This is a genomic window from Cellulomonas sp., assembly GCF_965229465.1.
GTDB lineage: Bacteria > Actinomycetota > Actinomycetes > Actinomycetales > Cellulomonadaceae > Cellulomonas.
This window is the reverse complement of record NZ_OZ245882.1, coordinates 808,446-835,167: the sequence shown is the minus strand read 5'-3', so window position 1 is coordinate 835,167 and position 26,722 is coordinate 808,446. Positions and strand designations below refer to the sequence as shown.

Sequence of the window (26,722 nt, the reverse complement as noted above, 5' to 3'; positions counted from 1 at the left end):
GGCTGCGCCGACCCGTAGCATGGCCGCCGTGAGGACGCCGACAGCCCAGCAACGACGCCGGGCCACGGGGGCACGCCGATGATCGACCCCCGGGTGCGCCTGGACGTCGGTGTCGCGACGGCCCGAGGGCAGCGCTCCCGCAACGAGGACAGTCACTGGGCCGCGGACGGGGTGTACCTCGTCGCGGACGGCATGGGTGGGCACGAGGCAGGCGACGTCGCCAGCCGCACCGCGATCGGGGTGCTCCGTGGCCTGGCCGAGGGTGCCCCGGGTCCCGACGACGCGCGGCGCGCGGTCCGCGAGGCGCACTCGGCGGTCCGGGACCTCCCGGCGACCACGGGACGGCGCCCGGGCACCACAGCCACCGGCGTCGTGCTCACGGAGCACGGCGACACCCCGTGCTGGCTCGTGGTCAACGTGGGCGACTCGCGGACGTACCGGATGGCCGGCGGGGTGCTCGAGCAGGTCACCCTCGACCACTCCGAGGTCGCGGAGCTGGTGGCCAGCGGGGTCGTCCCGGCCGACGAGGCGAGCCGGCACCCGCGGCGCAACGTGGTGACCCGGGTGCTCGGCGGCGGGGCCACGCACGTCGAGCCGGACGTGTGGCTGCTGCCGGTCAGCCCGGGCGACCGCATGCTCGTGTGCTCCGACGGGCTGACCGACGAGCTCTCGGACGCCCGCATCCAGGCCGAGCTGCGGTCGCACGAGTCGGCTCAGCCCGCGGCGGACCGGCTGGTGGCCGCCGCCCTCGCGGCCGGTGGCCACGACAACGTCACGGTGCTCGTGGTGGACGCGGTCCTGCGGCGCTGACCTCGGCGGCACGTCGGCCCAACCGCTGCGCGTGCCCGTGGCGGACGCCGTCGACGGTGAGGACGGTGAGCGCCAGCCACACGAGCGCGAAGCCCCACCAGCGCGCGGGCGGCATCTGCTCGTGCAGCACCAGGACTCCGATGAGGAGCTGGAGAGTCGGCGCGATGTACTGGAGCAGGCCGAGCATCGACAGCGGCAGGCGTCGCGCGGCGGTGTTGAAGAGCAGCAGCGGGACGGACGTGACGATGCCCGACGACGCGAGGACCAGGGCGTGCCCGAGCCCCTCGGTCGCGAACGTGCCCGTGCCGACCACGCCCATCCAGACCAGGTAGCCGAGCGCCACCGGGAACAGGACGAGGGTCTCCACGGCGAGGCCCGGCACGGCCCCGACGCTGCGTCCCACGCGGTTCTTCAGCAGCCCGTAGAACCCGAAGCTCAGGGCGAGCGTCAGCGCGATCCAGGGCAGCTGCCCGTAGCCGGCGGTGATGACCACCACAGCGGCGGCCCCGAACCCGAGCGCCACCCACTGCACGGCGCGCAGCCGCTCCCGGAGCACGACGACGGCGAGCGTGACGGTCACGAGGGGGTTGATGTAGTACCCCAGCGCGGCGTCGACGACCCGGTCGGTGAGGATGCCGAACACGAACACGAGCCAGTTGACGGCCAGCAGGACCGCCGCGACGGCGAGCACGCCCAGGGTCCGGCGGTTGCGCAGCGCGGCGACGAACGTGCCCCACGTGCGGGTGGCGAGCAGCAGGAGGAGGCAGAACAGCAGGGACCAGACGACGCGGTGCGCGATGATCTCGACCGCGCCGGCCGGCTGGAGGAGCGGGAAGTACAGCGGGAGCACGCCCCACAGGACGTAGGCGCCGACGCCGGTGGCCAGGCCCAGCCCGTCGAGGGCGGCCGCCGGTGCCGGGCGTGCGCTGGGGGACTCGGTCACGAGCAGAGCCTAGGTTGCGGTTGACGCTGGCTGAGACCTCCCCTAGTGTCCGGTTGCAGCAAGTTTCACCGATATTGCAGAGCCCATTGCAGCGCTCTGTGCCGCCGGTGCAGCGCGCCCTCCACCGGGTCCCGGTGGTCGGCACACCTCCTCCCGGGTCCGGTCCCGCCGGTCCCACCCCGCGTTGCCGCGCGCCGCCACCACCGGGTGCGCGTCGGGCGGATGCAGGTCGGTCCCGCGACGGAGCGGTGACCGAGAGCGGCTCGACGACGACGCCGGGCCCCACCTCGAGGAGAGCGCCACGTGTCAGACCACACGACCCACACCCGACCGCGCCGAGCCGCGCTCGGCGCCCTGCTCGCCGCCGTCCTGGCCCTCGCCGGGCTGACCGCCGCCGGGTTCAGCGCCGCCCAGCCCGCCGCGGCCGCACCCGCCACGATGCGGCCGGCCGCCAACCTGTTCCAGTGGACCTGGAACGCGATCGCGCAGGAGTGCACCACCCAGCTGGGCCCGGCCGGCTACGGCTACGTGCAGACGTCCCCGCCCAACGAGCACGTGGTGCTCGCCGGCCAGTGGTGGACGTCGTACCAGCCGGTCAGCTACAAGGTCGCGTCCAAGCTGGGCACCCGCGCCGAGTACAAGGCCATGATCGACACGTGCCGGACGGCGGGCGTCTCGGTGATCACCGACGTCGTCGTCAACCACATGTCGGGCCAGACCACGGCCGGCACCGGGTGGGCGGGCACCGCGTACTCCGAGGAGCGGTACCCCGGACCGGAGGGCGGCTACGGCCCGCAGGACTTCCACGCCTGCAAGACGAACATCAGCAACTACAACGACCGCTACCAGGTGCAGAACTGCCGGCTCGTCGGGCTCCAGGACCTCGACACGGGCAGCGACTACGTCCGCTCGGAGATCGCCGCGTACCTCAACGACCTCATCTCGCTGGGCGTGCGCGGCTTCCGGGTCGACGCCTCGAAGCACATCGCTGCGGCCGACCTCGAGGCGATCAAGGGCAAGCTCACCGACCAGAGCGTCTACATCGAGCACGAGGTGATCGCGGGCAGCGGCGAGCCCGTCCAGCCCGCCGAGTACTTCGGCTCCGGCGACTCCAACGAGTTCAACTACGCCCGGAACCTCAAGTCGGTGCTCCAGAGCGGCAACCTCTCGTCGCTCGGGACGCTCAAGGACCAGTCCTGGCTGCTGCCGACCGACAAGGCCGCGGTGTTCGTCGACAACCACGACACCGAGCGCAACGGCGAGACCCTGAGCTACAAGAACGGCTCGGACTACCGCCTGGCCAACGTGTACGCCCTCAGCTACCCGTACGGCTGGCCCACGGTGTACTCGGGCTACGCGTTCAGCAGCAACGACGCCGGTGCGCCCCAGCAGGGCAACGGCAAGGTGAACGACGCCGTGTGCGGGCAGGGCACGTGGACCTGCGCGCACCGCTGGAACGAGACCGCGCACATGGTCGGCTTCCGTAACGCCGTCGGCACCGCGGCACTGACCAACGTCTGGAGCGACGGCGGCCGGCTGGCGTACGGGCGCGGGTCGCTCGGGTACGTGGCGCTCAACCGCAACGGCTCCGCCCTGCAGCGCACGTTCCAGACGTCGCTGCCGGCCGGGCGGTACTGCGACGTGATCAGCGGCGCGACGACCAGCGGCGGCTGCTCGGGCACCACGGTCACCGTGGCGTCCGGCGGCTCGGCGACGTTCACCGTGCCCGCCAACGGCTCGGTAGCCCTGCACGTCGGCCAGCCGGCCGGGGGGACGGCGACCCCCACGCCGACGCCGACGACTGCCTCGCAGGTCTCCTTCGGCGTCAACGCGACGACGACCTGGGGCCAGAACGTCGTCGTCGTGGGTGACCGCGCGGAGCTGGGCAGCTGGAACCCGGCGAGCGCGATCGCGCTCTCGTCGGCCACCTACCCGGTCTGGCGCGCGTCGGTGACCCTGCCGGCCGGCACGGTCGTCCAGTACAAGTACGTGCGCAAGGAGTCGACCGGAGCCGTCACGTGGGAGTCCGGCGCCAACCGGACGGTGACCGTGCCCGCGAGCGGGGTGCTCACCCTGTCCGACACCTGGCGCAGCTAGAACCGTCCCGGGCGCCGAGCTGGTGCGGCGCCCGGGCACCGGACGGGGGTGGCGTCGAGCGCGTGGAGGTGTGCGGCGCCACCCCTTCGCGCGTCTCACGTCTGTCCAGATGCTGGCAGGCGACCAAGGGGCGTCTGACCCGCGGTCCTACACTGGCACCGAGCACAGCCCTGCACCGTGTCGTCGGTCGCGCCGGAATCCGATGCGACGCCACGCGTCCCGCAGGGCTCCCCTGATCGGAAGGCACCCGCGTCCCGTGAGCACCCCGACTCTGCGAGTGGCCGTCGTCGGCGCAGGCCCGGCCGGCATCTACGCCGCCGACATCCTGTCGAAGACCGACCTCGACGTCAGCATCGACCTCTTCGAGCGCCTGCCCGCGCCGTTCGGCCTCGTCCGCTACGGCGTCGCCCCGGACCACCCGCGGATCAAGCAGATCATCGTCGCGCTGCAGAACGTGCTGGCTCGCGGTGACATCCGCCTGCTGGCCAACGTGGACTACGGCACCGACCTCAAGCTGGACGACCTGCGCCAGTTCTACGACGCGGTCATCTTCTCCACGGGCTCGATCCGCGACGCCGCCCTGCCGGTCCCCGGCATCGACCTCGAGGGCTCCTACGGCGCCGCCGACTTCGTGTCCTGGTACGACGGGCACCCCGACGTGCCGCGCACCTGGCCGCTGGACGCCCAGCACGTCGCCGTCCTCGGCGCGGGCAACGTGGCGCTCGACGTGGCCCGCATCCTGTCCAAGCACGCGGACGACCTGCTGCCCACCGAGCTGCCGGCGAACGTCTACGAGATCCTCAAGGCCTCGCCGGTGACGGACGTGCACGTGTTCGCGCGCCGCGGCCCGGCCCAGGTCAAGTTCTCGCCGCTGGAGCTGCGCGAGCTCGGGCACGTCCCGGACGTCGACGTCATCGTCTACCCCGAGGACTTCGACTTCGACGAGGGCTCGATGGCCGCCATCCACTCCTCGAACCAGACCAAGCAGGTGGTCAAGACCCTCACGGACTGGACGCTGAAGGAGCCGGAGGAGAACACCGCGAGTCGGCGCATCCACCTGCACTTCCTGCACAAGCCGGTCGAGATCCTGGGCGAGGACGGCCACGTGGTCGGCGTCCGCACCGAGCGCACCGCCCTGAACGGGGACGGCAACGTCACGGGCACGGGCCAGCTGCACGACTGGCCGGTCGAGGCCGTGTACCGCGCGGTCGGCTACTTCGGCTCGCCGCTGGTGGACATCCCGTTCGACGACGTCGCCGGCGTGATCCCCAACCGCGAGGGTCGCGTGGTCGACGTCGACGGCGAGCACCTTCCCGGCGTCTACGCGACGGGCTGGATCAAGCGCGGTCCGGTGGGCCTGATCGGGCACACCAAGTCGGATGCGTCGGAGACCATCCGGCACCTCGGTGAGGACGTCGCCGGGGGCGGCGAGGCGTTCTACACCGCCACCGACCGCGACCCCGAGGCCGTCACCGAGTTCCTGCACGGCCGCAGCGTCGACGTGATCACCTGGCAGGGCTGGGAGCTCCTGGACGCCTACGAGCGCTCGCTCGGCCAGCCGCACGGCCGCGAGCGCGTGAAGCTGGTCCCGCGCGACGAGATGGTGAACGTGTCGCTGGGCCGCGACGCCTGACGCAACGCACGCAACGTCCGAGCAGAAGCAGGTCAGAGCCTGCATCTGCTCGGACGTCGTCGTCTACGGGCCCGTGATGCGGCGCAGGAACTCGCGCGTGCGCTCCTCACGGGGGTTCGCGAGCACCTGGGCCGGCGTGCCGCGCTCGTGCACGCGCCCCTCGTGCAGGAAGCAGACCTCGTCGGCCACCTCGCGCGCGAAGCCCATCTCGTGCGTCGCGATCACCATGGTCAGCCCGGTCTGCTTGAGCTCCGCCAGCAGGGCCAGCACCTCGCCGACGAGCTCCGGGTCGAGCGCGCTTGTCACCTCGTCGAGGAGCATCACGGCCGGCTTGCCGACGAGGGCGCGCGCGATCGCGACGCGCTGCTGCTGCCCGCCCGAGAGCTCGTCGGGAAAGGCCTGCGCCTTGGCGGCCAGCCCGACGCGCTCCAGGACGGCCAGCGCCTCGGCCTCCGCCTCCGCGCGCGAGGCCTTGTGCACCAGCCGAGGGGCGAGCGTCACGTTGTCGATCACGCGCAGGTGCGGGAAGAGGTTGTAGGCCTGGAACACCATGCCGATGCGTGCCCGGACCGCGTTGGCGTCCAGCCGCGGGTCGGTGATGTCCTCCCCCTCGAGCTCGATCACGCCGTCGTCGACGTCCTCGAGCAGGTCGATGCAGCGCAGCAGGGTCGACTTGCCGGAGCCGGACGCCCCGATGAGCACGACGACCTTGTGGGCGTGCACGTCGAGCGACAGGTCGTCGAGCACCACGTGGTCGCCGAAGGCCTTGCGGACGCCCTGGACGGACAGCAGCGGCCGGTCCAGGCGCAGCGGCCGGCCGGGCATCGGGTCACGCATCCGACCCGGGCTCATCGCAGCGCCCCGCCGCCGGCCAGCGCGCTCTGCGCCCCGACCCAGCCGGAGCGTCGCGCGAGCACGTCGGTGAACCGGGTGAGCGGGATGGTCAGGGCCACGAAGAGCACCCCCGCGACGACGTACGGCGTGAAGTTGGCGTACCGGGCGGTCTCGATCTGCGCGGCCCGGACCGCGTCGATGGCGCCGAGGATCGAGATGAGCCCGGAGTCCTTGGACAGGGCGACCAGGTCGTTCAGCAGCGGAGGGATCACGCGCCGGACAGCCTGGGGGAGCACGACGTGCCGCATCGCCTGCGCCCGGGTGAGGCCCAGCGAGCGCGCCGCGGCCACCTGCGACGGGTGCACGGACTCGATCCCGGCACGGAACACCTCCGCGACGTAGGCCGAGTACGTGAGCACCAGCGCCAGCGTGCCCAGAGCGACCGCGGACGTCGGGATGCCCTGGAGCCGCAGACCCGGCAGCCCGAACCCGACGAGCAGCAGCACGAGGATCAGCGGCAGCCCGCGGAACACGTCGACGTACCCGGTGGCCAGCGCACGGACGGGGAAGAACACCGGGCCGCGCAGGGTGCGGGCGAGCGCCAGTCCCATCGCGACGATGACGATGAGCACCGCGCTGACCGCCATGACGCGGATGTTCAGCCAGAGCCCCTGCGCGATGGCGGGCAGCGAGGCCACCGCCACGTCCCAGTCGAAGAACGACGCCTTGACCCGCGGCCAGCCGGGGGAGGACACCAGCGCCAGCACCGCGATCGCGACGAGCGCGATCGTCGACAGGAACGCCACCGCGGTCGACCGGCGGGCGCGGCTGCGGCGGTAGGCGTCCCGCTCCTGCTGGCGCTCGGAGGGCACCCAGGTCACTGGAGGACCGGTGCACCCGCGGCGTCGGTGAGCCACTGCGCCTCGAGGTCGGCCAGCGTGCCGTCGTCGCGCAGGGCGTCGACCGCCTCGGTGACCGGCGCGGTCAGCGCGCTGCCCTTGTCCAGCACGAGCCCGAACTGGTCGCCGCCGGCGCTGTCGGGCAGGGTGCCGACGATGATCCCGCCCTCCAGCTCGGCCGCCGTGATGTACAGGGCGGTCGGCAGGTCGACGACGATCGCGTCCACGAGCCCGGCGGTGAGGGCCTGCTTCACCTGGTCGTTGTCGTTGAACGGGGAGACGGGCGTGCTCGGGTCGATGGCCTCCTGGGCGGCCGTGAGGCTCGTCGTGCCCACCATCGCACCGATCTTCAGGGTCTTGAGGTCGGCGAGCGTCTTCGCCTCGGCGCCCGCCGAGCCCTCGAGCGTGACGACGGCCTGCGAGGTCGTGTAGTACGGCGAGGAGAAGTCGAGGCTGGCCTCGCGCTCGTCGCTGATCGACACCTGGTTGACCGCGAAGTCGAAGTCCTTGGCGCCGGGCGCGATGATCTGGTCGAAGCTCGCGACGGTCCACTCCACGTGGTCCTTGTCGAATCCCAGCTGGTCGGCCACGGCGTACGCGACCGCGGACTCGAAGCCCTCGCCGCTGGTCGGGTCGTTGTCGACCACCCAGGGCTCGTACGCCGGGTCGGACGTCGCGATGGTGAGGACGCCGTCGGTCACCGTCGCCAGAGACCCGTCGCTCGGGGCGTCGGTCGCGTCGTCGTCGGTCGGCGCACAGGCGGCGAGCGTCAGGGCGGCGACGGCGGCGACGGCGGCGAGGGTGGTCCAGCGGGCTCTGCGCACGGCGTGCTCCGGAGGTGTCGTGGGAAGGGTGGGGTCAGGATACGAGGGAACCCCGGCGCGGTGGCGTGCGTTCCACGGGTGCACTGCTGCGAGGAGAGAGAGACATGGGTCACCGGCACTACAACGGACTGAAGACGGCCGCGCTGTTCGGCGTGATGTGGGCCGTGCTGCTCGGCATCGGGTGGCTGCTCGGCCGCGGGACCCCGAAGTTCCTCCTCCTGTTCACCGCGCTCGGCCTGGTGATGACCGCGTACAGCTACTGGAACTCCGACAAGATCGCGATCCGCGCCATGAAGGCCCGGCCGGTCAGCGAGATCGAGCAGCCGGCCATGTACCGCATCGTGCGGGAGCTCTCCACCGCCGCCCGCCAGCCGATGCCGCGGCTCTACATCTCGCCCACGGCCGCGCCCAACGCCTTCGCCACGGGCCGCAGCCCGAAGAACGCCGCGGTCTGCTGCACGGAGGGCATCCTGCAGATCCTCGACGAGCGGGAGCTGCGCGGCGTGCTCGGCCACGAGCTCATGCACGTCTACAACCGCGACATCCTCACGTCGTCCGTCGCCGCCGCGGTGGCGGGCGTCATCACGTCGCTCGCGCAGTTCGCGCTCTTCTTCGGCGGAGGGAGCGACCGCGACCGCGGCGGCAACCCCATCGCCGGCCTCCTGCTGGTGTTCCTCGCTCCGCTGGCCGCGATGCTGGTCCAGCTCGCGATCACCCGCACCCGCGAGTACGACGCCGACGAGGACGGCGCCCGGCTCACCGGCGACCCGCTGGCCCTCGCGTCCGCCCTGCGCAAGCTCGAGCAGGGCACCAGGGCCCGGCCGCTGCCGCAGGACCGCCAGCTGGTCGACGTGTCGCACCTGATGATCGCGAACCCGTTCCGCGGCGCCGGGATGGCCAAGCTGTTCTCGACGCACCCGCCCATGGCCGACCGGATCGCCCGCCTGGAGCGCCAGGCCGGCCCGCAGGACGGCATCTCGCGCTACTGACCCGGCGCCGAGCTCGGTGGTTGCCGCCGAGCTCGGTGTCTCGCACCACCGACCTCGGCGCGAACCACCGAGCTGGAGGCGGTCAGCGGTAGTTGGTGAACTGGAGGTCGGCGTCCACGTCGGCGCCCTTGAGCAGCGCGATCACGGCCTGGAGGTCGTCGCGGCTCTTGCCCGTGACGCGCAGCTCGTCGCCCTGGATCTGCGTCTTGATGCCCTTGGGGCCCTCGTCGCGAACGATCTTGGCCACCTTCTTGGCGGTCTCGCTGCTCAGACCCTCCTTGATGAGGGCCTCGAGGCGGTACTCCTTGCCGGACGGCTTGGGCTCGGGGCCGTCGTCGCCGCCGGTGTCCAGGGACTTCAGCGAGATCCCGCGCCGGATCAGCTTGGACTGGAACACGTCGAGGACGGCGAGCACGCGCTCGGAGGAGTTGGCGATCATGAGGATCTTCTCGCCGCTCCACGCGATCGACGCGCCGACGCCCTTGAAGTCGTACCGCTGCGCGATCTCCTTGGCGGCCTGGTTGAGGGCGTTGTCGACCTCCTGGCGGTCGACCTTGCTGACGACGTCGAACGAGGCTTCGCTCGCCATGTTTCCTCCTGCTGCTGATGGCACTGGGGCGCGGGCTCGGCATCGCTTTCGCTAGCACCGCCCGGGTGTTGCTATCCTTCCACCCGCACGCTGCACGCGCGTTCGCCCCTGGGGCGTCCTCTCGTTCGGCAGGCATCCCCGGCGGGTTACCCGAGTGGCCAAAGGGGGCTGACTGTAAATCAGCTGGCAACGCCTACGGGGGTTCGAATCCCTCACCCGCCACGTTGTGATCACGACCCCGGACCGCCTGCGGCCCGGGGTCGTGTCGTCTCAGGCGTGGGCCCGGGAACGGACCGCGGCCGGCTCGACACCGAGGGCCGCGAGGAGCGTCGCCGCCGGATCCGGCTCGTCGCGCGTCAGGAGCGCGAGGAGCAGGTGCCTCGGGGTGACCCGGCGCGACTTCTCGGTGGCGGCCATCGTGTAGGCGAGCGGCAGGACCGCGCGGAACCCCGAGGTCGGCTGCCTGTTGCTGCGGCGGCTGATCGGCACGGTGTGGTCCAGGTCGGGGCTCGCGATGCCGATCGACGCCAGCGCCGCCCGGTCCAGGGCCCGCAGCTGCGCGCGCGCGGCGTCGAGGTCGACGCCGACCAGCTCGGCGGCCGCCGGGTCGTGCAGGAGGCCGAGGAGCAGGTGGTCGGTGCCGACGCGCCGGTCCCCGCGCAGGGCGGCCTCGTCGTCCCCGGCGGCGACGGCCGCGCGGGCGGCTGGGGTGAGTCGATCGAACACGAGGGCCTACTTCCCGTACTTGGCGTGGACCGACTGGCGGGCGACGCCGAGCGCGTCGCCGATCTGCTCCCAGGACCAGCCCTGCTCGCGCGCCAGGGCGACCTGCTGGGCCTCGACCTGCTCGGCGAGCCGTCGCAGGGCGCCGACGGCCCGCAACCCGACGCTCGGGTCGTTCGTGCGGAGCTGGGCGGAGAGGTCGTCGTCGGACACGGTGTCAGTTTGGATTGACACGGGATCGCTTGTCAATCCAAACTGACACCGAAACTGAGCGTCAGGACAGACTGACAGGGAGCGGACGATGGCAGTGGTGGAGGTCGACGGCCTGCGGATGCGCTACGGCCCGGTGGAGGTCCTGGACGACGTGTCCTTCCGGGTGGCGCCGGGACAGGTGGTCGCGCTGCTGGGCCCAAACGGGGCGGGCAAGACCACGACGATCGAGATCCTCGAGGGCTTCCGCCAGCGTTCTGCGGGCCGGGTGACGGTGCTCGGCGTTGACCCGGCGCACGCCGGCGACGCGTGGCGCGCCCGCGTCGGTGTCGTGCTCCAGTCGTGGCGCGACCACGGCCGGTGGCAGGTGCGCGAGCTCCTGGCGCACCTCGGGTCCTACTACGCCCCGTACGCGACCCCTGAGGTCGCTCGCCCGTGGGACGTCGACGCCCTGCTGGCCGCGGTCGGCCTGACCGACCAGGCCGACCAGGAGGTGCGTCGCCTCTCGGGCGGGCAGCGCCGGCGGCTCGACGTGGCGGTCGGTGCGGTCGGGCGTCCCGAGCTGCTGTTCCTCGACGAGCCGACCGCCGGGTTCGACCCCGAGGCGCGGCGGGAGTTCCACGAGCTCGTGCGCGCGCTCGTCACCGGCCACGGTGCCACCGTCCTGCTCACCACCCACGACCTGGCGGAGGCCGAGACCCTGGCCGACCGCATCCTCGTGCTGGACGGTGGCCGCATCGTGGCCGACGGCACGGTGGCCGACCTGGCGCACCGCTTCGCGCGCGACGACGAGGTGCGCTGGACGGTGGCGGGGGAACGGTTCGTGCAGTCCACCCCCCGCTCCACGGCCTTCGCGCGCGACCTCTTCCGGACGCACGGCGACCGCGTCGCCGACCTGGAGATCCGGCGCGCGTCGCTCGAGGACGCCTACCTGGCACTGGTCCGACGGGCCGAGTCGGACCGGCGGGTGGCGTCATGAGGCCCGGGATCCGGCGCGGGCTGGTCGAGCTGCGGCAGTCGGTCACGGGCGCGGACCTCGTCGGCCACCTGCTGTGGCCGGTCGTGACGCTCGTCGCCCTGGTGGTGCTCCAGCACCGGGAGCTCGGGGTCGGGAGCGTCTCGCTCGGCGCGTTCGCGGTGCCCGGCGTCGTGGGGATGTTCGTCGCCCTCGGCATGCTGCTCGACGTCCAGCACGTCAGCGCCGACCGGGAGGACGGCACCGTGCTGCGGGCGCGGGCCGTCCCGGGAGGGATCCGGGGGTACCTCGTCGGGCAGCTGGTGACCGTCTCCGGGACCGTGCTGCTCTACGTGGCGATCGTCGTGCTCGGGGGTGCGCTGCTGATCGACGGCGTCGACCTCCGGAGCGTCGACTGGGCGACGTTCACGTGGGTGCTGCTGCTCGGTCTGGTCGCCACCCGGTCGCTCGGTCTGATGCTGGGTGCCCTCGTCCGGAGCCCGCGCAGCGCCGGGTACGTCACGGTGCCGCTCGTGGGGCTCGTCGCGATCTCGGGGGTGTTCGCCCCGGTCACCGCGCTCGCAGCCGGGTGGCAGGTCGTCGCCCAGGTGTTCCCCGTGTACTGGCTCGGGCTCGGGATGCGTGCCGCGTTCCTCCCCGACGCGGCGGCCGTGGGGGAGATCGGGGCGTCGTGGCGCCCGCTGGAGACGGCGGCGGTCCTCGGGCTGTGGACCCTCGGCGGCGTCCTCCTGGCGCCCGTCGTGCTGAGGCGCATGGCCCGCAAGGAGTCGGGGTCGAGCGTCGCCGCGCGCAGGGAGCGGGCGCTCCAGCGCGCCGGGTAGTCCACCCTGTGGGCGATTGCTGACAGGGTGGGGCGCGTGCCCCAGACCACCCGTGACGCCGCCCTCGACGTGCTGCGCCGACTCGTCGGCAACCCGACCGCCGACTTCCACGAGGGGCAGTTCGAGGCCATCGAGACGCTCGTCGACGACCACCGCCGCGCGCTCGTGGTGCAGCGGACCGGGTGGGGCAAGTCGGCGGTCTACTTCGTCGCGACCATGCTCCTGCGCCAGCGCGGGGCCGGCCCGACCGTCCTGGTGTCGCCGCTGCTGGCGCTCATGCGCGACCAGGTGGCCGCCGCCGAGCGCGCCGGCGTGCGGGCGGTGGCCATCAACTCGACCAACGCGCACGAGTGGGACGAGCTGCTGGCACGCCTCGCGGCCGACGAGGTCGACGTGCTGCTGGTCTCGCCCGAGCGGCTGAACAACCCGGCGTTCCGGGAGAACCAGCTGCCGGCCTTGGTGCGGCGGCTGGGCATGCTGGTGGTCGACGAGGCGCACTGCATCAGCGACTGGGGCCACGACTTCCGCCCCGACTACCGGCGCCTGCGGGACCTGATCGCGACCATGCCCGCGGGCGTCCCGGTGCTCGCGACGACCGCGACCGCCAACAGCCGCGTGGTGGCCGATGTCGCCGAGCAGCTGGACTCGGGCGGCGACGGGGTGCTCACCATCCGCGGACCGCTGGCCCGGGCGTCCCTGCGCCTCGGCGTGCTGCGGCTGCCCGACGCGCGGACGCGGCTCGCCTGGCTGCTCAGCCACCTGGGCGACCTGCACGGGTCGGGGATCATCTACACGCTCACGGTGGCGGCCGCGCAGGACACGGCACGGCTGCTGCGCGAGGCCGGCCACGACGTGCGCGCCTACACGGGCCAGACCGACCCCGCGGACCGCGAGGCGGCGGAGGCGGCGCTCAAGGCCAACGAGGTCAAGGCGCTGGTCGCGACGAGCGCGCTCGGCATGGGCTTCGACAAGCCCGACCTCGGCTGGGTGCTGCACCTCGGCGCGCCCTCCTCGCCGGTGGCCTACTACCAGCAGGTGGGCCGCGCCGGTCGCGCTACCGAGAGCGCCGACGTGCTGCTGCTGCCCGGCACCGAGGACCCGGACATCTGGCAGTACTTCGCCACGTCCTCGATGCCCAGCCAGGGCCGGGCGGAGCGCGTCATCGCGGAGCTGTCGGACCGGCCGATGTCGACGCCGGCCCTGGAGGCGCGGGTCGACGTCCGCCGCACCCCGCTGGAGCTGCTGCTCAAGGTGCTCGACGTGGACGGCGCCGTGCGCCGGGTGCAGGGCGGCTGGGTGGCCACCGGGCATCCGTGGACCTACGACGCGGAGCGCTACGCCCGCATCGCCGCAGCCCGGCAGGCCGAGCAGGAGCACATGCTCGAGTACGAGCGCACGGACGGCTGCCGGATGGAGTTCCTCCAGCGGAGCCTCGACGACGAGACCGCGGCCCCGTGCGGGCGCTGCGACTCGTGCGCGGGCGCCTGGTACCCCCGGGACGTCGCCGAGGGCGCCACGGCGTCGGCGGAGCGCTCCCTGGACCGCGTCGGCGTGCCCGTCGAGCCGCGCGTGCAGTGGCCGGTCGGCGCGGACCGCCTCGGCCTGCCCGTGCGCGGCCGGATCGCCGAGTCGGAGCGGGCCGTCGAGGGACGGGCGCTCGCCCGTCTCACCGACCTCGGCTGGGGGACCGCCCTGCGCGAGATCTTCGCCGCCGGCGCCGCCGACGCGCCCGTCACCCGGGCCATGCTCGACGGCTGCGTCCGCGTGCTCGCGCAGTGGGGCTGGGACGAGCGACCGGTCGCGGTCGTCGCCCTGCCGTCGCGTCGGCGGCCCCTGCTCGTCGACTCCCTGGCCCGGGGGATCGCCGAGATCGGCCGGCTGCCGTACACGGGTGCCCTCACGCCACGCGACGGCGGTCCGAGCGGGGAGCCGGGCGGCAACAGCGCGTTCCGGCTGGCGGGCGTGTGGGGCCGGTTCGACGCGTCCGCGCTCGCCCTGCCGCCCGGGCCGGTGCTGCTCGTCGACGACCTCGTGGACAGCCGGTGGACCATGACCGTCGCGGCCCGCGAGCTACGCCAGGCCGGTGCGGCGGCCGTGCTGCCGTTCGCGCTGGCCCTGCGCGGCTGATCAGGCCAGCGGCTCGGCGGTCGTGACGCGCACCCCGGCCTGCGACAGCCGGGCCGCGGCCCGCAGGGTGGTCGGCAGGGCCACGGCGGCCGTCAGGTCCACCAGGACCGTCGCGTCGAACCCGTCCGCGCGGGCGTCCAGGGCGGTCGCGGTGACGCAGTGGTCGGTGGCCAGGCCGACGACGTCGACCTCCGTGACGCCGGCCGCGCTGAGGACCTCGGTCAGCCGGGCCCCGTCGCCGCCGACGACCTCCCCTGCGAACCCCGAGTAGTCCTGCCGGCTCTGGCCCTTGCGGACATGGACCGTGTCCGGGGGCAGCAGCATCTCGGGGTGGTACTCGGCGCCGGGGGTTCCCGCGACGCAGTGCACCGGCCAGGTGGTGACGTAGTCCGGCTCGGCGTCGGTGGCGAAGTGCCCGTCGTTGGTGTCCGGCAGGGGTGCGTGCCAGTCCCGCGTGGCGACGACGGCCGCGTACCGGTCACCGTGCTCGCGCAGGTGGGCGGACACGGCCCGCGCGACGGCGGCCCCGCCGGTGACCGCCAGCGAGCCGCCCTCGCAGAAGTCGTTCTGGACGTCGACGACGATCAGTGCCCTGCTCATGCCGCCCATTCTCGTCCAGCCGCGGAGCACCTGCTCAGCGGGTCAGGAGGCGGTGCCGCACGTGTAGGTGCCCTCGGTGATCGACACGGTCGCGCCCTCGTACAGGGTGTCGAACGTGCCGGCGTCCTGCGCCGACCCGAAGGCGACGCCGACCCCGAGCGGGTTGCCGAACCCGGTGAGCCCCGCCAGCTGCTCCTCGGCGCCGCTCTGGCAGGCGGGGTCGAGCGGCAGGGTCTGGTAGTCCAGCGCCGCCAGGGAGTCGATCGAGGGCTGGAGGGTGCTCGTGTCGCCGGCGCCGGTCTCGACGACCTCGGTCCAGACCACCCAGAACGGCTCGGCGGTGGCCGTCGGGTCGATCGCCGTCGGCCACGCGGGTGCCGTCGCCACGGCCGCGGTCGGCGCGGCGTCGTCGGCGTCGCCGCCGGTGCACGCGGCGGTGCTGAGCAGGAGGGCGGCGGTGAGCGTGAGGGCAGCAGCAGTGCTGCGTCGGGGCTGGCGCATGGGCCGGATCGTGGCACGCGGTGCCGGAGGGCGACCACGTGTGAATCCTTTAGGCAGGGCCGTCCGGGGGCGGCCGGAGGGGCCGATTTCGCGACCACCCCAAGGCCCGTGTAACCTTGCTCGCGCTGCCCCGATAGCTCAGTCGGCAGAGCGTCTCCATGGTAAGGAGAAGGTCAAGGGTTCGATTCCCTTTCGGGGCTCTGTGGTGTGTTCGAAGGAAGTGCCGTGATTGCGCGGCACTCTCCCGGGCGCATCGACATGGCGGGGTAGCTCAGGTGGTTAGAGCACACGGCTCATAATCGTGGTGTCGCGGGTTCGAGTCCCGCTCCCGCTACCGCCAGGTGACACAACAGTGCGTCGGCCGGCGCACAATGACGAGAACGCGGTACCCGTACGGGTGCGAGAGGTGACAAGACCATGGCCAAGAGCTCGGACGTCCGCCCGAAGATCACGCTCGCCTGCACAGAGTGCAAGGAGCGGAACTACATCACGAAGAAGAACCGTCGGAACGACCCCGACCGTCTCGAGATGAAGAAGTTCTGCCCCCGCGACAACAAGCACACGCTGCACCGCGAGACCCGCTGACCTCGTCCTGATGCCGGTCGACGTCGGGTACGCGGGTCGTCAGTACCCGCCGACCGCTGCCTACGAGGTAGGCCGCCAGAAGCTCCAGGAGTTCGCCGACGCGGTCGGCGCCTCCCACGCAGCCCACACGGATCCGTCGGTGGCGCGCACGCTCGGGTACCCCGACGTGATCGCGCCGCCGACGTTTGCCGTCCTGGTGGCGCAGCGTGCCGAGGCACAGCTGTTCGAGGACCCCGCCGCCGGGATCGACTTCAGCCGCGTCGTGCACGCCGACGAGCGGTTCACGCACCACCGGCCCATCCACGCGGGCGACCGCCTGGTGACCGTGCTCCACGTCGACTCGATCACCGTGCGTGCCGGACTGGCCATGATCACCACGCGCGCCGAGATCGCGGCCGAGGACGGCGAGCCCGTCACCACGGTGATCTCCACCCTGGCCGTCCGCCCGGAGGAGTCATGAGTCTCGCCGTCGGCGACGAGGTCGCCCGCCGCGAGATCACCGTCGACCGCGCGCGGCTCGTCCGGTACGCGGGCGCCAGCGGCGACTTCAACCCGATCCACTGGAACGACCGCGTCGCCACCTCGGTCGGCCTGCCCGGCGTGATCGCCCACGGCATGTGGACCATGGGTGCCGCGTCGAGCGTCGTCGCCGACTGGATCGGGGACCCGGGCGCGGTCCTCGACTACCAGGTGCGCTTCACGCGGCCGGTGCCGGTGCCCGACCCGGGCGCGGCGACCGTCGAGGTGACCGCCGTCGTCGGTGCGCTGGACCCCGAGGCCGGCACGGCGCGGATCGACCTGACCGTCGCGGTCGACGGCGTCCGCGTGCTCGGCAAGGCCCAGGCGGTCGTCCGCGTCAGCTGACGGTCGGTGCCGGACCGGTCGTCGTGCCGATCCGTAGGCTGACCGGCAGCATCTGGCGCGTGGGACCCTCGCCGGCCAGGAAGGCCTCGACGGCGTGCCCGACGGCGGCACCCTTCTCCGCGAGCGGCTGCACGACCGTGGTGAGCACGTCGGGGGCCAGCCAGGGCAGGTCGAGGCCGTCGAACCCGCTGACCGACACGTCCTCCGGCACGCGCAGCCCGAGCTCGCGCGCGGCGAGCACGACGCCGGAGGCGAGCAGGTCGGACTGGCACGCGATGGCGGTGGGGCGGTCCGGCGTCGACAGCAGGGCGGTCCCGGCGGTGCGGCCGTGCTCCACCAGCGACGCCGGCGTCTCCCAGATCGCGACCGGTGTCACGCCCGCGTCCGTCACGCCGTCGAGCCGGCGGCGGGTGATCTCCCAGTCGAGGTGGTCCATCTGGTCGAGCGCGACGAGCCCCTCGCCGCGCGAGCGGTCGAACGGGAGCGTGACGGAGGCGATCCGAGTGTGGCCGAGGGAGAGCAGGTGCTCCGTGGCCTCGCGCATCCCGCCGCGGTCGTCGATCCCCACCGACGCGACGTCCGGGAGCGGCTGGCCCTCGACGAGCACGGTCGGGGTCCCGCGCCGCCGCAGGGCGCCGAGCATCGGGTCGTCCGTCGTGCCGCCCCACATGATCACGGCGACGTCCATGGCGGCGGTCTCCAGCAGGGGGTCCACCGCGGGTCCGGCCGGGTCGCTCGAGCCGGGGATGAGCAGGACGCCCAGGTCCAGCGGGCCGAGCGTGCTGACCAGCCCGTCGAGCACCTGGATGGAGACGGGGTCCCGGAACGACCGGCGCAGCGAGTCGCCCACCACGACGCCGACGATCCCGGACCGGCCGCGGCGCAGCTGGCGCCCGAGCGGGTTCGGGCCGGAGTAGTCGAGCGCCGCGGCCGCGTCCAGCACGCGTTGCCGAGTCGCTGCGGCGATCGGGCCCGCACCGGAGAACGCGAGGGAGGCGGTCGACACCGACACGTGCGCGGCGGCGGCGACGTCGGCCAGGGTGGGGCGGTGCGGAGACAGGGTCGGACCTCCGGATCGGCATCGCGGGACGGAGGCTCCTGCGACGCGCGGGCGAGCGCACGGTTGACGCAGCGGCAAGCGTACCCGCAGAATGGCTACGACCCTCAAATCGATTCGACCGCTGACGACGGCGCCTGGTCGAATCGATTCGATCGCCTCTCGATCAACGCCTCCGGAGCAAGTACGTGCGCCACCCTTCCCTCGCCCTGAGTCGAGCCCGCTGGCTCCTCATGGGACTGTTCGCCCTCGCCGGCATCACCTTCTCCAGCTGGCTGGCCCGCATCCCGACGGTCCGCGACCTGCTCGACCTGTCCACCTCCGAGCTCGGGCTGCTGCTGCTCATCGGCTCGGTCGGCGCGCTGCTCACCGTGACGTTCTCGGGCATGGTCGTGCAGCGGTTCGGCAGCCGCGTGGCGGTCGTCGCCTCGACGGCCGTCCTCGCGGTCGCGCTCGTGCTCATGGGCGCCGGGCCGACCGTCGGCTCGGTCGGACTGCTCGGGATCGGGATCTTCCTCAACGGCGTCGCGGTCGCGCTCGGCAACGTGCCGCTCAACGTGGAGTCCGCGCGCGTCGAGCGGGCGATGGGCCGCACGGTCATCCCGCAGTTCCACGCCGCGTTCTCGGTCGGTGCGGTCGCCGGCTCCGCGCTCGGCGCGACGGCCTCGCACCTGGGCATCTCGGTGGCCGTGCAGTTCACCGCCGTCGCGGCCCTCGCGGTCGTCTGGCGGCTGGCCTCGTTGCGCGGGCTCGTCCTGCCCGACGTGCCGGGGGACCGCCCCCGTACGCCCAGCCGCGCGGTCGCCGGCGCCGTGACCGTGGGCCGTGGCCGCCGCATCGCGACCGCCCTCGACTCCTGGCGCGAGCCCCGCACGCTGCTGATCGGGGTGGTCGTCATGGCTGCCGCACTGTCCGAGGGCTCCGCCAACGACTGGCTGTCGCTGGCGGTCGTCGACGGCTTCGACCGGACCGAGGCCGTCGGCGGCGCGATGCTCGGGGTGTTCGTCGGTGCCATGACCCTCGTCCGGCTGCTCGGCACGCGACTGATCGACCGGTTCGGCCGGGTGGCCGTCCTGCGTGTCTCGGGCACCGTGTCGGTCGTGGGGCTGCTGCTCTTCGGGTTCGCGCCCAGCTTCGTGCTCGCCGGCGTCGGGATCGTGCTCTGGGGCTTCGGCGCCGCGCTGGCCGTCCCGGTGGGCATCGCGGCCGCCTCCGACGACCCGATGCGTGCGGCCGGTCGCGTGGCGGTCGTGTCGGCCTTCGCCTCGGTCGCATCGATCGCCGCGCCGCCCCTGCTGGGCATCGCCGCCGCCTCGACCGGGGCCCGGCACGCGCTCGTGCTCATCGCGGTCGCCATGGTGGCGAGCGTCCTGCTGGCCCGCCACGTCGCGCCGGAGCAGGCGTCGAACGAGGCCGTACCCGCACGTCATGACGACGACGAGCCGCTCGCGCACCTCGCCGACGCCGACCCCGACCCCTACGGCGCGATCGTGGCCCGGCACGCCGACCACGTGACCGCCCGCACGCGGCGGATCAGGCATCGCGCTCGCCCCGTGCGTGCAGTGAACAAGGAACGGACGACATCATGAGCACCGGAGGGCCGATGACGACGCCAGCGGGACACGACGACGAGCTGACCGTCCCGAGCGCGCCCGCACGCGCCTCGCGGGCCGTCGAACGGGCGTCGATCGCCGTGTTCGCGGTCTTCTTCCTCAACGGGTTCAACTTCGCCAGCTGGGCCGCCCGCCTGCCGGCCATCCGCGACGGGCTCGACTTCTCGCCGGCGCAGATGGGCCTGCTGCTCCTCGTCGGCTCGGTCGGCTCGCTCCTGTCCCTGCCGCTGTCGGGGATGGTGGTCGAGCGCCTCGGTGCCCGCCGCACGGTGCTCGCGTTCGCGATCCTCAACGCCTCGGGCCTCATCGTCGCGTCGGTCGGCGTCGCCCTCGGTCAGGTGCTCGTCGTCGGGCTGGGGCTGGTCCTGTTCGGCGTCGGCACGGGGGTGTGGGACGCGTCGATGAACGTCGAGGGCGCGGCCGTCGAGCAGCACCTCGGCCGGACCGTGATGCCCCGCTACCACGCGGGGTTCTCGTTCGGCACGGTCGCCGCCGCCGGGATCGCCGCCGTCGCGGCTGCCCTGCACGTGCCGGTCGTGGTGCACATCCCGATCGCGGTCGTCCTGTCGGTGATCGGCGTCGCGTTCGCGGTCCGGGTGTTCCTGCCGACCGCCGACGAGCCCGAGGTCCGGCACGCGGCCGACCGTCCGCAGACAGGTGCGCGGGGTGCCCTGGCCGCCTGGCTCGAGCCGCGCACGCTGCTCATCGGCCTCGTCGTGCTCGCGGCGGCGCTCACCGAGGGGTCCGCCAACGACTGGGTCAGCCTCGCCGTGGTGGACGGGTTCGACGTCGCGGACGCGGTCGGCGCGGTCGCGTTCGCGGTGTTCGTCACGGCGATGACCGCGATGCGCTGGTTCGGCACCACGCTGCTCGACCGGTACGGCCGCGTCGCGGTCCTGCGCCTGTGCGCCGGGCTGTCGCTCGTGGGCCTGCTGATCTTCGGGCTCGCCGACCCGCTGTGGCTCGCGGTCGTGGGCATCGTGGCGTGGGGCGCGGGCGCGGCCCTCGGGTTCCCCGTGGGCATGAGCGCCGCGGCCGACGACCCCCTGCGGGCCGCCCAGCGCGTCAGCGTCGTCTCGACCATCGGGTACAGCGCGTTCCTCGCCGGCCCGCCGCTGCTCGGGCTGCTCGCGCAGCACGTGGGCTACCGGCACGCGCTGCTGGTCATCATCGTCCCGATCGTGCTGGGACTGCTGGTCGTCAACGCCGCCGCGCCCCTGCGCAGGGACCGCGTAGCCTGACGTGGTGCAGAGTGAGCTGAGCACGGCGGACTGCTCGCCGGCGACCGTCCCTCCGACGATCACCTGGCCGGCCCGGACCGCCCCCTCGTCCACCACCCTCGCGGACCTCACCACGCTCCGGGTGGGCGGTGCGCCGCGGCGGTACGTGGAGACGACGACGGAGGCGGAGCTGATCGACGCGGTCCGCGCGGCCGACGCCGACTCCGAGCCGGTCCTCGTGCTCGGCGGCGGCTCCAACCTGCTCGTCGCCGACGCCGGGTTCGACGGGGTGGTCGTGCGGGACGTGCGCAGCGGCATCGACGTGCCCGACGCCTCCGCGTGCGCCGGCGCCACGCTCAACGTCCCGGCCGGCACCCCGTGGGACGACGTGGTGCGCTACGCGGTCGAGCAGGAGCTGACCGGGATCGAGACACTCTCCGGCATCCCGGGGTCCACGGGTGCGACGCCGGTGCAGAACGTCGGCGCGTACGGGCAGGAGGTGTCGCAGAGCATCGCGACCGTCCGGGTCTGGGACCGCGGCCGGGGCAAGGTCCGCACGCTGCCCCTGGTCACGCTCGCGTTCGGCTACCGCACCTCGCTGCTCAAGCGCTCGATGCGCGAGACGGACCCGACCGACCCGCAGTCCCCGTGGTCCCCGACCCCCCGCTACGTGGTGCTCGACGTGACGTTCCAGCTCCGCCCGGGCTCGCTCTCCCGCCCGATCGCCTACGCCGAGCTCGCCCGCACGCTGGGCGTCGAGGTGGGCGGCCGCGCCCCGCTGGCCGAGGTGCGCGACACCGTGCTCGCCCTGCGCGCCCGCAAGGGCATGGTGCTCGACGCCGCGGACAACGACACGTGGAGCGCCGGCTCGTTCTTCACCAACCCCCACCTCAGCGCCGCCGAGGCAGCCGCGCTGCCGGACGACGCCCCGCGCTTCCCGGCCGACGACGACCGCGTGAAGACCAGCGCCGCCTGGCTCATCGAGCGGTCCGGGTTCTCCCGCGGTTTCGGCGCCCCCGGCCCGGCAACCCTGTCGACCAAGCACACGCTCGCCCTGACCAACCGCGGGGGTGCCAAGGCCGAGGACCTGCTCGCGCTGGCGCGTCAGGTGCGCGACGGCGTCCGGTCCACCTTCGGCGTGGAGCTGGAGCCCGAGCCCGTGCTGGTGGGCGTCACGCTCTGACGCGTCACGCGCTGCCGCCCGAGCAGCGCGCCGTGCACCAGCACGAGCGCCTCGTCGTCGGTCAGCCCGGCCGCGCGCACCGCGGTCACGTACGTCTCGGCGGCGCGACGGGCGATGTCGGTGGGGACCGACGCGCCCTCGGCGATGACGGTGCCGGCGCGGCGCCGGGTCTCGACGACCCCCTCCGCCTCAAGCTCGCGGAACGCGCGCGCCACGGTGCCTGCGGCCAGCCCGAGGTCGGTGGCCAGTGCGCGGATGGTCGGCAGCCGGTCACCGGCCACCAGCCGTCCCGACGCGACGTGCGCGACGACCTGCGCGCGGATCTGCTCGAACGCGGGAACGCCGGAGGTGAGGTCGACCTCGAGCTCGGCGCTCATGACGCGTGCGCCTGCGCCGCGGCCCCGACCGCGGCCCGAGGCTCCGTGGCACCACGAGCGCGGACGGCGGACCGCCCGGCGACGACCGCGGACGCCACCGCGACGACCAGGGCGACGAGCATGCCCGCGAGAGCGGCCGCCTCTGCCAGCGGGTTGCCGAACGGGACCCCGTCGACGGAGCCGCTCTGGGCCGACCGCAGCGCCTGGCTCGCGATGCCGAGACAGCCGCTGAGCGTCCAGCCGAGCACCAGCTGCACTCCGCCGAGCACGCGCCGCGCTGAGAGCCGTCGCAGAGCGGTGTCGTCGTCGGCGGAAGCGTCGCTCACCGCCGGCCGGCGCGCGACCAGTCGCAGGACGGCGGCGCAGCCGATGAGCAGGACCGCGACGGCGAGGCCGATCCAGCGCCCGTAGAACCAGCCCGGGAACGGGCCGGCTGTGCTGGTGATGTCCGGGCCGTGGTGCCAGGGGAGGGCGCGTCCGTCGTCCGTCGCGACGACCGCGCAGACCGTGAGGAGCACCAGGAGCGCAGCCGACCAGGTGAGGACCAGGGCGGCCAGGCCGGTGGGCGCGATGTCTCGGAGCCCTCGGCGGCTGAGTGCCGCACGGCGGACGGCACCCGTCGGCCGGGGCCAGGTGAGCTCCCCAGCCGCATGCACGGCCAGGAACGCGGCCCCGCCGGTTGCGGGGAGCAGTCCCAGGGCGAGGCCGGTGGTCACGCCGCGCAGCCCGGGGATCACCGCGACGGCGACCAGCAGTGGTGCCGCGACGAGCGCGGTCCAGGCGCTCGCGGAGACGCGGGCGGCGTGCCGGGCGGCGGCCAGCCACGCGTCGGACGGGCTGACCGGTCCGACGGTCCGGGTCGGCCGCAGGGCCGTGCCGATCGCGAGCGCCACCAGGACGAACAGCACGGGGACGAGGACGGACATCCCGAACTCCTTTGTGTCAATGAATCAATTGATTGACACAATGCCGTAGGCCGGCGTCCGGGTCAAGTGGTCAGCCAGTCGTCCACCCCGGCCAGCAGGCGGGCGCGCACGTCGTCGCCTGCGCGGCTGGCCCTGATCGACGACCGCGCCAGCTCCGCGAGCTCGTGGTCGGAGAACCCGTGCACGTCCCGCGCGATCGCGTACTGGTCCACCAGGCGCGAGAGGAACAGGAGCGGGTCGTCGGCGCCCAGAGCCACGGTCGCGCCCGCGGCCACGAGTGCGCGCAGCGGGACGTCCGCCGCGGTCGCGTACACGCCGAGCGACACGTTCGACGCCGGGCACACCTCCAGCGCTACGCCCTCGTCGACCACGCGCTCCAGCACCCGCGGATCCTCGGCGGACCGGACGCCGTGCCCCAGCCGGTCGGGGTGCAGGTGCCCGACGACGTCCTCCACGTGCGCGGGACCGAGCAGCTCGCCGCCGTGCGGCACCGACGCCAGCCCGGCCCGGCGCGCGATGGCGAACGCCGACGCGAAGTCGGGGGTCTCGCCGCGTCGCTCGTCGTTGGAGAGGCCGAAGCCGACCACCTGCCCGGGCCCGTCGCCCGCGTGGTGCGCGGCGAGCCGGGCGAGCGTCCGAGCCTCCAGCGGGTGCCGCATGCGCGACGCCGCCACGATGACCCCGACGTCGACGCCGGTGGCCACGGATGCCTCGCGGGCCGCGTCCATGACGATCTCCAGCGCCGGTGTCAGCCCGCCGACGAAGGGTGCGTACGACGTGGGATCGACCTGGATCTCGAGCCGACCCGACCCTTCCCGCGCGTCGTCCTCGGCGGCCTCGGCGACGATCCGGCGCATGTCGGCCTCGCCTCGCACGCACGCCCGCGCGGCGTCGTAGAGCCGCTGGAAACGGAACCACCCCCGCTCGTCGGCGGGGACGTGCAGGGGATCCGCGTCGAGCAGGGCGGCCGGGAGGCGGATGCCGTAGGTCGTGGCCAGGTCGGCGAGCGTGGAGATCCGCATCGAACCGGTGAAGTGCAGGTGCAGGTGCGCCTTGGGCAGGAGAGCCAGATCGCGACGGATGTGCGTGTTCACACGCCTGCCGCGGTCGCGTCGATCAGCCGGTAGCCGACGCCGCGGACGGTGTCGAAGTGCTCGGCGCCCACCTTGCGCCGCAGGTACCGCACGTACACGTCGACCACGTTGGAGCCCGGGTCGAAGTCGAAGCCCCACACCTCCGACAGCAGGCGCTCGCGCGTCAGCACGTCGCCGGGGTGCCGCAGGAACGTCTCCGCCAGCGCGAACTCGCGGGCGGACAGATCCACCTCCTGCGTCCCCACCTTGATCCTCCGGGTGCGCAGGTCCAGCTGGAGCGCGCCGTGCCGGAGCACCGACGCCTCGCCGGCGGCCACACCCTGCGCGCGCAGCCGCAGCCGCACCCGGGCCAGCAGCTCCTCGAAGCGGAACGGCTTGGCCATGTAGTCGTCGGCGCCGGACTCCAGCCCGGTGACCGTGTCCGTGACGGACGAGCGCGCGGTCAGGACGATGACCGGGACGGTGTGCCCGGCCGCGCGCAGGCGGCGCAGGACCTCGAACCCGTCGATGTCGACCAGGCCCAGGTCCAGGATGAGCAGGTCGACGCCGCCCGACTGCACCGTCGCCAGAGCCTCCTCGCCCGAGGTCACCGCGCTCGTCTCGAAGCCGGAGGCGCGCAGCCCCTTGGCGACGAACGCGGCGATGCGCTCCTCGTCTTCCGCGATGAGGATGTGCGTCATAGGTACTCCACCAGCTCCGTGACGGGTCGGGGTTCGCCGTCCACGAGGTCGACGGCCGGCAGGTCCAGCACGAAGACCACGCCGGGCCCGACGTTAGCCGGTGGATGCTCCACGAACACGCGCCCGTGGTGCGCGCGCGCGATGGCCGCGACGATCGGCAGGCCCAGGCCGGCACCGTGCGAGAGGCGGTCGGCCTGTCCGCGGTGGAACCGCTCGAAGATCCGGTCGGCCTCCTCCGGGGGGACCCCGAGCCCCTCGTCGCGCACCCAGAGCAGCAGCCGGTCGCCCGACACCTCGCTCCCCAGGCGCACGGTGGAGCCGGGCGAGGAGTACCGGTGCGCGTTGGCCAGCAGCTGCAACCACGCCTGCGTGATGCGCTGCGCGTCGAGCAGGACGGTCACGTCCGCCCGGGCGGCCACCACCCAGCGCCGGTGGCCCAGCCCGCGTGCCTTGTCGTGCACGTCGTCCGTGAGGCGGCCGACGTCCGTGGGGGCGGACTGGACGAAGTCGGGGCGGTCCGCGGTGGCCAGCGTCATCAGGTCGTCGACCAGCCGCTGCATCCGGTCCAGCTCGTCGAGGGCGAGCGCCTGCGTGGCCCGGACGTCGTCGGGGTCGTCGGGATCCAGCAGCTCGAGGTGACCGCGGACGATCGTCAGCGGCGTGCGCAGCTCGTGGCCCACGTCGTCCAGGAGCTCGCGCTGGGACCCGAACGCGCGCTCGAGGCGGTCGAGCATCGCGTTCACCGTGCGGGCGAGGTTGGACAGGTCGTCCTTGCCGGTCACGGTGATGCGTTCGGACAGGTCGGACTCGGTGATCCGGCGAGCTGTGTCGCGCAGCAGCCGGATCGGCCGGAGCAGGCGCCCGACGACGAACCAGGCGACGCAGGCGATGACCGCGAGGGCCGCGAGCCCGACCGCCGAGTACATGACGAACGTGCTGCCGAGGCTGGACCGCTCGGCCGCACGGTCGAACGCGACGACGAACAGCCCCCGGCCGACCGGGTCCCCGTCGAGCAGCACGGGCACCGCGATCAGGCGGTACTGCGTCTCGGGTGTGGAGATCGTCCGCGCGACGACCGGTGCGTCGGCGGGGATCGCGGCCAGCGCAGAGACGAGGGCGAGGTCCTGCTCGAGCTGCACGGCGCGGGTCTGCGGCCCGGCCCAGTAGACCGGCAGCCCGTTCAGCAGCGCGACCACACCCTCGTTCTTGCCGGGCACGCGGTTGCGGACGCCCTCGTACAGCACGGCCCTCACGGTGGTGAACGGCAGCCCCGTGCTCGGGTCCTTCTTGGCCTGCACGCTGCGCAGCGCGGCGACCGCCCGGGCCAGGGAGTTGTCGATGCGGGCGTCGGTCGCCCGCGCCTGGAGCGCGAAGGCGGTCCCGCCGGTGATCATCACGGCGAGCGCGGCAAGCATGACGACGGCGGTGAGCAGGCGCGCCCGGACCGTCAGGTGCGCGAGCGTGCGCTGGTACGCGGGGATCGAGCCGGTCGTCGCGCCGGGGAGGTCGGCACGGCCGCCGGCCCTGGCGCTGCGTGACATGGACGC

Annotated in this window: 28 protein-coding genes and 3 tRNA genes; 16 read left to right on the top strand and 15 right to left on the bottom strand. The window is 73.4% G+C overall.

Annotated elements, in window-relative coordinates; translation table 11 throughout:
* Positions 1-78 precede the first annotated feature (78 nt).
* Positions 79-810: a PP2C family protein-serine/threonine phosphatase gene (locus ACO06A_RS03985; protein ID WP_421734757.1), complete on the top strand. Its 732-nt coding sequence runs from the start codon at positions 79-81 to the stop codon at positions 808-810.
* Here the strand turns inward: ACO06A_RS03985 and rarD are convergent.
* The gene (rarD, locus tag ACO06A_RS03980) at positions 773-1,753 is read right to left on the bottom strand and encodes an EamA family transporter RarD (RefSeq protein ID WP_421734756.1); all 981 of its coding nucleotides are present in this window, start codon (positions 1,751-1,753) and stop codon (positions 773-775) included. The genes ACO06A_RS03985 and rarD overlap by 38 nt on opposite strands.
* A gap of 303 nt (positions 1,754-2,056) precedes the next feature.
* Here rarD and ACO06A_RS03975 point away from each other — a divergent pair, with 303 nt between their 5' ends.
* Positions 2,057-3,850 (top strand): carbohydrate-binding module family 20 domain-containing protein, encoded by a 1,794-nt coding sequence (locus tag ACO06A_RS03975; RefSeq protein ID WP_421734755.1) that lies wholly within the window; start codon positions 2,057-2,059, stop codon positions 3,848-3,850.
* Positions 3,851-4,106: 256 nt separating this feature from the next.
* On the top strand, positions 4,107-5,483 hold the full coding sequence (locus ACO06A_RS03970) for an FAD-dependent oxidoreductase (RefSeq protein WP_421734754.1): 1,377 nt from the start codon (positions 4,107-4,109) through the stop codon (positions 5,481-5,483).
* A gap of 63 nt (positions 5,484-5,546) precedes the next feature.
* Here ACO06A_RS03970 and ACO06A_RS03965 read toward each other — a convergent pair whose 3' ends face one another.
* The 3 genes from ACO06A_RS03965 to ACO06A_RS03955 are packed head-to-tail and all read right to left on the bottom strand — an operon-like array spanning position 5,547 to position 8,040.
* Complete coding sequence (locus ACO06A_RS03965) at positions 5,547-6,320, bottom strand: amino acid ABC transporter ATP-binding protein (protein ID WP_421734753.1); 774 nt, start codon at positions 6,318-6,320, stop codon at positions 5,547-5,549.
* An 11-nt stretch (positions 6,321-6,331) separates the two neighbouring features.
* Complete coding sequence (locus ACO06A_RS03960; RefSeq protein ID WP_421734752.1) at positions 6,332-7,198, bottom strand: amino acid ABC transporter permease; 867 nt, start codon at positions 7,196-7,198, stop codon at positions 6,332-6,334.
* Positions 7,195-8,040 carry an ABC transporter substrate-binding protein gene (locus ACO06A_RS03955; protein ID WP_421734751.1) on the bottom strand — a complete coding sequence of 282 codons (846 nt, stop codon included), beginning with the start codon at positions 8,038-8,040 and terminating at the stop codon, positions 7,195-7,197. Before ACO06A_RS03955 ends, ACO06A_RS03960 begins: the two co-directional genes overlap by 4 nt.
* A gap of 104 nt (positions 8,041-8,144) precedes the next feature.
* Here ACO06A_RS03955 and htpX point away from each other — a divergent pair, with 104 nt between their 5' ends.
* The gene (gene htpX, locus ACO06A_RS03950; RefSeq protein ID WP_421734750.1) at positions 8,145-9,029 is read left to right on the top strand and encodes a zinc metalloprotease HtpX; all 885 of its coding nucleotides are present in this window, start codon (positions 8,145-8,147) and stop codon (positions 9,027-9,029) included.
* Positions 9,030-9,111: 82 nt separating this feature from the next.
* On the opposite strand, the gene ACO06A_RS03945 is transcribed toward htpX, so the two are convergent.
* On the bottom strand, positions 9,112-9,618 hold the full coding sequence (locus ACO06A_RS03945) for a YajQ family cyclic di-GMP-binding protein (RefSeq protein WP_056088822.1): 507 nt from the start codon (positions 9,616-9,618) through the stop codon (positions 9,112-9,114).
* A gap of 140 nt (positions 9,619-9,758) precedes the next feature.
* Between ACO06A_RS03945 and ACO06A_RS03940 the strand changes: the two genes are divergently transcribed.
* Positions 9,759-9,840, top strand: a tRNA-Tyr gene (locus ACO06A_RS03940).
* Between the two features lie 48 nt (positions 9,841-9,888).
* Here ACO06A_RS03940 and ACO06A_RS03935 read toward each other — a convergent pair.
* Both ACO06A_RS03935 and ACO06A_RS03930 read right to left on the bottom strand, forming a co-directional pair.
* Positions 9,889-10,344, bottom strand: coding sequence for a Clp protease N-terminal domain-containing protein (locus ACO06A_RS03935; protein WP_421734749.1), 456 nt, complete (start codon positions 10,342-10,344; stop codon positions 9,889-9,891).
* A 6-nt stretch (positions 10,345-10,350) separates the two neighbouring features.
* A complete protein-coding gene (locus ACO06A_RS03930; protein ID WP_421734748.1) occupies positions 10,351-10,554 on the bottom strand; it encodes a hypothetical protein in 204 nt (67 codons plus the stop codon).
* An 88-nt stretch (positions 10,555-10,642) separates the two neighbouring features.
* Between ACO06A_RS03930 and ACO06A_RS03925 the strand changes: the two genes are divergently transcribed.
* From ACO06A_RS03925 to ACO06A_RS03915, 3 genes are read left to right on the top strand one after another with little or no spacing between them, the layout of a single operon-like run.
* Complete coding sequence (locus ACO06A_RS03925; protein WP_421734747.1) at positions 10,643-11,530, top strand: ABC transporter ATP-binding protein; 888 nt, start codon at positions 10,643-10,645, stop codon at positions 11,528-11,530.
* The gene (locus ACO06A_RS03920; protein WP_421734746.1) at positions 11,527-12,348 is read left to right on the top strand and encodes an ABC transporter permease; all 822 of its coding nucleotides are present in this window, start codon (positions 11,527-11,529) and stop codon (positions 12,346-12,348) included. The genes ACO06A_RS03925 and ACO06A_RS03920 overlap by 4 nt, the downstream gene beginning before the upstream one ends.
* A 36-nt stretch (positions 12,349-12,384) precedes the next feature.
* Positions 12,385-14,475 carry a DEAD/DEAH box helicase gene (locus tag ACO06A_RS03915; protein ID WP_421734745.1) on the top strand — a complete coding sequence of 697 codons (2,091 nt, stop codon included), beginning with the start codon at positions 12,385-12,387 and terminating at the stop codon, positions 14,473-14,475.
* Here ACO06A_RS03915 and ACO06A_RS03910 read toward each other — a convergent pair whose 3' ends face one another.
* A complete protein-coding gene (locus ACO06A_RS03910; RefSeq protein WP_421734744.1) occupies positions 14,476-15,075 on the bottom strand; it encodes an isochorismatase family protein in 600 nt (199 codons plus the stop codon).
* Between the two features lie 42 nt (positions 15,076-15,117).
* Positions 15,118-15,576: a hypothetical protein gene (locus ACO06A_RS03905; protein ID WP_421734743.1), complete on the bottom strand. Its 459-nt coding sequence runs from the start codon at positions 15,574-15,576 to the stop codon at positions 15,118-15,120.
* Positions 15,577-15,703: 127 nt separating this feature from the next.
* Between ACO06A_RS03905 and ACO06A_RS03900 the strand changes: the two genes are divergently transcribed.
* The 5 genes from ACO06A_RS03900 (at position 15,704) to ACO06A_RS03880 (ending at position 17,025) form a co-directional block, all read left to right on the top strand.
* Positions 15,704-15,776, top strand: a tRNA-Thr gene (locus ACO06A_RS03900).
* Between the two features lie 60 nt (positions 15,777-15,836).
* Positions 15,837-15,910: transfer RNA gene (locus tag ACO06A_RS03895), tRNA-Met, on the top strand.
* An 83-nt stretch (positions 15,911-15,993) separates the two neighbouring features.
* Positions 15,994-16,161 (top strand): 50S ribosomal protein L33, encoded by a 168-nt coding sequence (gene rpmG / locus ACO06A_RS03890; protein ID WP_175347979.1) that lies wholly within the window; start codon positions 15,994-15,996, stop codon positions 16,159-16,161.
* Between the two features lie 10 nt (positions 16,162-16,171).
* The gene (locus ACO06A_RS03885) at positions 16,172-16,621 is read left to right on the top strand and encodes an FAS1-like dehydratase domain-containing protein (RefSeq protein ID WP_421734742.1); all 450 of its coding nucleotides are present in this window, start codon (positions 16,172-16,174) and stop codon (positions 16,619-16,621) included.
* Positions 16,618-17,025, top strand: a complete 408-nt coding sequence (locus ACO06A_RS03880; protein ID WP_421734741.1) for a MaoC family dehydratase — start codon at positions 16,618-16,620, stop codon at positions 17,023-17,025. The genes ACO06A_RS03885 and ACO06A_RS03880 overlap by 4 nt, the downstream gene beginning before the upstream one ends.
* On the opposite strand, the gene ACO06A_RS03875 is transcribed toward ACO06A_RS03880, so the two are convergent.
* The gene (locus ACO06A_RS03875) at positions 17,018-18,085 is read right to left on the bottom strand and encodes a LacI family DNA-binding transcriptional regulator (RefSeq protein WP_421736009.1); all 1,068 of its coding nucleotides are present in this window, start codon (positions 18,083-18,085) and stop codon (positions 17,018-17,020) included. The genes ACO06A_RS03880 and ACO06A_RS03875 overlap by 8 nt on opposite strands.
* 185 nt (positions 18,086-18,270) lie before the next feature.
* On the opposite strand from ACO06A_RS03875, the gene ACO06A_RS03870 reads away from it, so the two are divergent.
* The 3 genes from ACO06A_RS03870 to ACO06A_RS03860 are packed head-to-tail and all read left to right on the top strand — an operon-like array spanning position 18,271 to position 22,098.
* Entirely contained in the window at positions 18,271-19,671 is a 1,401-nt protein-coding gene (locus tag ACO06A_RS03870) for an MFS transporter (RefSeq protein ID WP_421734740.1), read from the top strand.
* Positions 19,672-19,685: 14 nt separating this feature from the next.
* On the top strand, positions 19,686-20,936 hold the full coding sequence (locus ACO06A_RS03865) for an MFS transporter (protein WP_057210317.1): 1,251 nt from the start codon (positions 19,686-19,688) through the stop codon (positions 20,934-20,936).
* A 58-nt stretch (positions 20,937-20,994) separates the two neighbouring features.
* Positions 20,995-22,098: a UDP-N-acetylmuramate dehydrogenase gene (locus ACO06A_RS03860; protein ID WP_421736008.1), complete on the top strand. Its 1,104-nt coding sequence runs from the start codon at positions 20,995-20,997 to the stop codon at positions 22,096-22,098.
* Here the strand turns inward: ACO06A_RS03860 and ACO06A_RS03855 are convergent.
* The 5 genes from ACO06A_RS03855 to ACO06A_RS03835 all read right to left on the bottom strand — a co-directional run bounded on the left by ACO06A_RS03855 (position 22,020) and on the right by ACO06A_RS03835 (position 26,716).
* Positions 22,020-22,475, bottom strand: a complete 456-nt coding sequence (locus ACO06A_RS03855) for a GntR family transcriptional regulator (protein WP_421734739.1) — start codon at positions 22,473-22,475, stop codon at positions 22,020-22,022. The two genes, ACO06A_RS03860 and ACO06A_RS03855, sit on opposite strands and share 79 nt — an antisense overlap.
* On the bottom strand, positions 22,472-23,401 hold the full coding sequence (locus ACO06A_RS03850) for a hypothetical protein (protein WP_421734738.1): 930 nt from the start codon (positions 23,399-23,401) through the stop codon (positions 22,472-22,474). Before ACO06A_RS03850 ends, ACO06A_RS03855 begins: the two co-directional genes overlap by 4 nt.
* 62 nt (positions 23,402-23,463) lie before the next feature.
* A complete protein-coding gene (locus tag ACO06A_RS03845) occupies positions 23,464-24,495 on the bottom strand; it encodes an adenosine deaminase (RefSeq protein WP_421734737.1) in 1,032 nt (343 codons plus the stop codon).
* Complete coding sequence (locus tag ACO06A_RS03840; protein ID WP_175347985.1) at positions 24,492-25,175, bottom strand: response regulator transcription factor; 684 nt, start codon at positions 25,173-25,175, stop codon at positions 24,492-24,494. The genes ACO06A_RS03845 and ACO06A_RS03840 overlap by 4 nt, the downstream gene beginning before the upstream one ends.
* Positions 25,172-26,716: a sensor histidine kinase gene (locus ACO06A_RS03835; RefSeq protein ID WP_421734736.1), complete on the bottom strand. Its 1,545-nt coding sequence runs from the start codon at positions 26,714-26,716 to the stop codon at positions 25,172-25,174. The genes ACO06A_RS03840 and ACO06A_RS03835 overlap by 4 nt, the downstream gene beginning before the upstream one ends.
* Positions 26,717-26,722 lie beyond the last annotated feature (6 nt).

Bases quoted from the DNA above. Each gene is read 5' to 3' on its own strand.
- ACO06A_RS03855 (WP_421734739.1), bottom strand. From the start codon at position 22,475: ATGAGCGCCGAGCTCGAGGTCGACCTCACCTCCGGCGTTCCCGCGTTC.
- ACO06A_RS03850 (WP_421734738.1), bottom strand. From the start codon at position 23,401: ATGTCCGTCCTCGTCCCCGTGCTGTTCGTCCTGGTGGCGCTCGCGATC.
- ACO06A_RS03885 (WP_421734742.1), top strand. From the start codon at position 16,172: ATGCCGGTCGACGTCGGGTACGCGGGTCGTCAGTACCCGCCGACCGCT.
- htpX (WP_421734750.1), top strand. From the start codon at position 8,145: ATGGGTCACCGGCACTACAACGGACTGAAGACGGCCGCGCTGTTCGGC.
- ACO06A_RS03945 (WP_056088822.1), bottom strand. From the start codon at position 9,618: ATGGCGAGCGAAGCCTCGTTCGACGTCGTCAGCAAGGTCGACCGCCAG.
- ACO06A_RS03985 (WP_421734757.1), top strand. From the start codon at position 79: ATGATCGACCCCCGGGTGCGCCTGGACGTCGGTGTCGCGACGGCCCGA.
- ACO06A_RS03840 (WP_175347985.1), bottom strand. From the start codon at position 25,175: ATGACGCACATCCTCATCGCGGAAGACGAGGAGCGCATCGCCGCGTTC.
- ACO06A_RS03835 (WP_421734736.1), bottom strand. From the start codon at position 26,716: ATGTCACGCAGCGCCAGGGCCGGCGGCCGTGCCGACCTCCCCGGCGCG.
- ACO06A_RS03925 (WP_421734747.1), top strand. From the start codon at position 10,643: ATGGCAGTGGTGGAGGTCGACGGCCTGCGGATGCGCTACGGCCCGGTG.
- rpmG (WP_175347979.1), top strand. From the start codon at position 15,994: ATGGCCAAGAGCTCGGACGTCCGCCCGAAGATCACGCTCGCCTGCACA.
- ACO06A_RS03865 (WP_057210317.1), top strand. From the start codon at position 19,686: ATGACGACGCCAGCGGGACACGACGACGAGCTGACCGTCCCGAGCGCG.
- ACO06A_RS03905 (WP_421734743.1), bottom strand. From the start codon at position 15,576: ATGCGCCAGCCCCGACGCAGCACTGCTGCTGCCCTCACGCTCACCGCC.
- ACO06A_RS03880 (WP_421734741.1), top strand. From the start codon at position 16,618: ATGAGTCTCGCCGTCGGCGACGAGGTCGCCCGCCGCGAGATCACCGTC.
- ACO06A_RS03910 (WP_421734744.1), bottom strand. From the start codon at position 15,075: ATGAGCAGGGCACTGATCGTCGTCGACGTCCAGAACGACTTCTGCGAG.
- ACO06A_RS03920 (WP_421734746.1), top strand. From the start codon at position 11,527: ATGAGGCCCGGGATCCGGCGCGGGCTGGTCGAGCTGCGGCAGTCGGTC.
- ACO06A_RS03965 (WP_421734753.1), bottom strand. From the start codon at position 6,320: ATGCGTGACCCGATGCCCGGCCGGCCGCTGCGCCTGGACCGGCCGCTG.